2 protein-coding genes are annotated in these 4,825 nt (G+C 34.4%); both read right to left on the bottom strand.

Features of this window, described 5'->3' with window-relative positions; all coding sequences use genetic code 11:
- On the bottom strand, window positions 1-4,247 hold a 4,247-nt coding region (locus ACUUYC_RS25395), incomplete at its 3' end, for a choice-of-anchor L domain-containing protein (protein ID WP_474270647.1).
- A gap of 219 nt (window positions 4,248-4,466) precedes the next feature.
- Window positions 4,467-4,825: T9SS type B sorting domain-containing protein (locus ACUUYC_RS25390; protein ID WP_474270645.1), on the bottom strand; the 359-nt coding region annotated here is incomplete at its 5' end.

Genomic DNA, 4,825 nt, shown 5'->3' with positions numbered 1-4,825 from the left:
ATAGGAGTATCACTAGCTAGATCCGCTGCATTGGCATAATAATCAAGACTAATCCCTGGCGCGCTGTTAAGTAAGTCCTCAGCAAGAGACGTTAGATCAAATACTTCAATCCCATCATTAAGGCTAACAGCATCACATGCTTCTAAACCTGGCAATTGTACAAGTGTTGGCAATTCATTGACAACAAGCGTTAGATTGGTCACTGTAAAACACCCAGTGGCTAAATCCTCCACACGTACCCAAATCACTTGTGGACTTGGTGGTATGTTACTATAGGCATTTGCATTGTTGATCTGACCTACACCAGTTCCTAAAACAGCATTGGCTTGTGTGTTATAATAAGAAATATCATGCGTTAATGGATCTTCTCCATTTAGAATGTCTGGTTCACTTTGAGTAAGATCAAACTGTGCAATTCCATCCGTATCGGTATCACATTCAGCAAGAATTGTTGCATCCATAGCAGCAACCTCAGGTGAATCATGTACAATTAAATCAAGTGGCACAACATTGAAACATCCATTCTCCACACGAACATAAATTGTTTGAGTATAGGCATTGATATTAGTATAACTATCTGGCAATGGATTTACTCCATTAGTAGCATTTTCAAAAGTTTCATGATAGGTTACATTTACACCAGAAACACCACCGCCTGTAACCTGATTTTCTGTACTACGAATGTCAAAAATTCCAAAACCATCATTGTCTGTATCACAGTACTCTAGAGCAGTAAGTGAATTTGCATTTGGAGTTTCATTTATTGTAACTGTAAAATTAGTAGTAGCAAAACACCCAGTTATATTATTTTCTACACGTGCATATATAATTTGTGGATTACTAGTATTAGTATATGGAATAACAAGTTCATTGACATCATTATCTGCATCAGCTTGACTTGCATAATATTTAACAGCCATTCCAGTTTGCGTACCTACAATTTCATCATTTTTCACACTAAGGTCAATAGGATAAAAACCATCAAAAGGAGTATCATCACATAATTGTAATATAGTAGGCATGATAGCTATTGGATTTTCATTGATAATAAGTTCAAAATCCATATCTGTGCTAACACACCCTGTTACTGTATTTTCTGCGCGAACAAAAATTGTTCTAGAAAATGTAGTGTAAGGGCTAAGAATAGCTCCTGTATTTGCGATTGCTTCAGCTTGAGATTCATGATACGTAACAAAAACATTGGCTTGACCATTAATGGCTTCTATGTTTTTAGTCGTTAAATCAAATGTAGATTGGTTAGCAATATCACTACAAACTACAAAGTCAGCAATTGTATTTTGATCAGGTACTGGATTTACAGTAAGTGTAATATGTTCTCCAAAACCTAAACATGCATTGATATCATCACTATCTACACGAACGACAATGGTTTGCATATTTGGAGAAACATCATTTCTGTGATTGCTAATATCTGCGATAGCATTTATTTCAGCTAAGGCATCAGCTGTGTTTTCATAATAAGTTATGGTAAGGTTTTGTCCTACAGGAAATAAGGCTGTAATTTGAGCTTCTGCTGAACTAAAATCAAATGTGGCAATACCATTTCTGTAATCATTATCAACTAAATCATTATCACATAATTCATAAGAAAGTTGAAACGTGCTTGGAATTTGAGTAGTAGCAACTTCTAAGACTATTTCTCCTATTCTAAAGCATCCATTTACAGTTTCAACTCTAACGAAAACCTGTCCATTATTAGCGCTGTTATATACTGTTGGATCTGCAATAGCATTTGTATTACTTGTTGCATCTATTAAACTTGTATAAAATGCAAATGTTTCATTAGCAGAATCTGTGGATAATAATACATTAGCTTCTGTGAGATTGAAATTAGTAAGTCCATCTGTATCATCATCACATTGACGTAGTGAAACAGGCGTCGTAATTACGGGTAAAGGGTGGACAATAACATTAAATGTTGTTGTGCTAAAACAGTTAGGATTATCTACATTTTCAATTCGAACTACAACAGGATTTCCTCCTGTAGTAGTATTTATATATGTTGTTGGCAATGCACTTATATTATCATTTGCATCGGTCTGATTTGCATGATAACTAATGTTGAATTGTGTTGCATCTTGAGTTCCTAAAACCTGAATGTCAAGTGTTGACAGATCAAAGGTTGCTAGTTCGTTTGTGTCATCACCATCTAGTGTATCATCACAGAGTTCATAATTAGCGACTACATTTGCAGTTGGTTGATCGAATACATCAATAGTGAAACTAGTAGTAGCATAACAATTGTTAGCTGTATTGTTTTCAAGTCTAACAAAAATTGTTTCCAGCGTATATGCAGTTTGATTCGTATATGGGAAAGTGAGAGGCACATTGTTTGTATCTGCGTCAGCTTGAGAAGTATGATAACTAATTGTAAAGTCTGCAACAGTTTGTGTTCCTAATATAGCTGAGTTTAATGTTGTAAAATCAAAATTCCATAAACCATCATTATTATCATCACATTGCAAAATATCACTTGGAGCTGTAACAATCATTGGTAGTTGATTTACTACTGTGTTAAATGTTGTTGTACTGAAACAATTAGGATTATCCATATTTTCAATACGAACGACAATTAGGTTTCCACCAGCTGTAGTATTTGTATATGAAGTAGGTAAAGCAGCAGTATCATTATCAGCATCTGTTTGATTTGCGTGATATGTTATATTGAATTGAGCAGCAGTTTGAGTTACTAAAACTTGATTATCTAGTGTTGTTAAATCAAAAATTACAAATCCGTTTGTAGCATCTCCATCAGCATCATTATCACATAATTCATAATTAGCGACTGTGTTTGCAGTGGGCTGATCAAATACATCAATAGTGAAGCTTGTAGTCTCAAAACAGTTATTTGCAGTATTATTTTCAAGTCTAACAAAAATTGTTTCCTCTGTATATGCTGTTAGATTGGTATATGGAAAAGTAAGCGGTGCATTATTTGCATCTGCATCAGCTTGAGAAGCATGATAACTTACTGCAAAATCTGCAACAGTTTGTGTTCCTAAGATTGTTGCATTTAGTGTTGTAAAATCAAAGTTCCATAAACCATCATTATTGTCATCACATTGCAAAATATTATCAGGAGTTGCTGCAATTACTGGGTTTTCAGCAAATTCTATAGTAATATCATCATTAATATCACAACCTCCAGGAATAATTACTTCTACTGTATATACTCCAGGATCTGTAACTGATAAAGTAGGACCTGTTTCACCAGTAATCTCTACAGCATCTTTTAACCATCGAAATGTAGCTGCTGGTTCTGTCACCATTGGATCTAATACAATTGTTTCTCCAGTACATCCGGCAGTTTCATTAGTAAGTGTTCTATCTTGACCTAAGCTTCCACCGATATTAAAACTTCCAGCTTCAATGAATATTCCTGAATCAAAAGTTGCATCTTGATTTTCAGCAATTACTAATTTTATAGTATAAGTAGCATTAGGAGTTACGTCAGATTCAGCTGTAAGTACAACTGTTTGTCCGTTAAAGTCAGTTGCTCCTGTTCCACTTAGTGCTGCATCAAAAAAAGCAGGTAAGGCTACACTTCCTAATTGTCCAGGATCACAAGTTGTTAAATTATGAATGTTAGTAACACTAACGGGAATATTAGTTCCAGGAATTAAAGCTATATTTTTCCCTCCTAAATCTACACTGATATCAGGAGTTGCTGGGTTAGCATCATGATCATAATTTTGTGCTGTGGGAATACCAGGGCCACTTAAAATAAAAGCGAATCCATCAGCAAAACTACAGGGGAAAATACCAGTATATTCTTCGGAGGCCATTAAATATCTAAAACTTAATCTATCTGTTGTTGGAGTAAATTGAAATTCTATAACAGTAGCATTAAAAGTTTGACCTAAGGGTACTTGAAGTAACGCAGCAATATCTGCATCACCATTCCAACCTCCACCACCAAGGCTCAATTCACTATCATTGGGTCCAGGAATTTGATTAATGTTACTTGTTGTTAATGCAACTCCTTCTTCAAATGGGAAATTGGAAGTACCTCTATTGAAATAACCAAAACTCCTAAAAGTATCTCCTCCAACTTCACTATTATTAGGACTAGTTACATTTGTAGCATTTGCACATGTACTATTGATTAATACATCATTAACAAGTTGGTCTAAAGTATGTGTTGTAGTATTGACAGTAATTTGTGCAGAAACAATGTGCAATGTAAATAATGATAAAATACTTAGTAGAGCAGATAATTTTCTCATACAATGAGTGGATTAGGTTTGTTATATATAGAGGGAAAGATTTAGATTTAATCTTATGTTATATATAACAACTTAAGCCTATAAAACCCTACCTTTTTAGAGAAAATCAGTTAGTTTTAAAAAGTTAGATAAATGCTTATAAGTAACAAAATCTTGGCTCATAAAAAAACCGAAGGTAGTATTCCTTCGGTTTTTTTATTTTTTTTATTTCAGTGTAAATTATCTCTTAAGTGTAAAATGATTGATAAACTCTTTAGGAGTTCCATCAAATGGATCTACATATTCAACTCTAAACCAATAATCAGCTGATGGCATAATGTTTCCATTAAAAGTTCCATCCCATCCTGGTCCAGCAGGACTAATCTGTTTTAAGAGTTTTCCATAGCGATCAAAGATGTAAATCTTCGCCGCAGGTTGGTTCTGCAATCCAATAATATTCCATGTTGGGTTGTACTCATCTCCATTTGGTGTAAAGAACTGCATAAAGTCTATCAATCCAAAGGTCTTAACAATCTCTCCACATCCATTGGTATCTCTTACCGTAATAGTATGCTGTCCTGATTGCAGATCCGTGAATA

Source organism: Kordia sp. E, from assembly GCF_056033805.1.
This window is presented reverse-complemented; position numbering and strand designations above follow the sequence as displayed.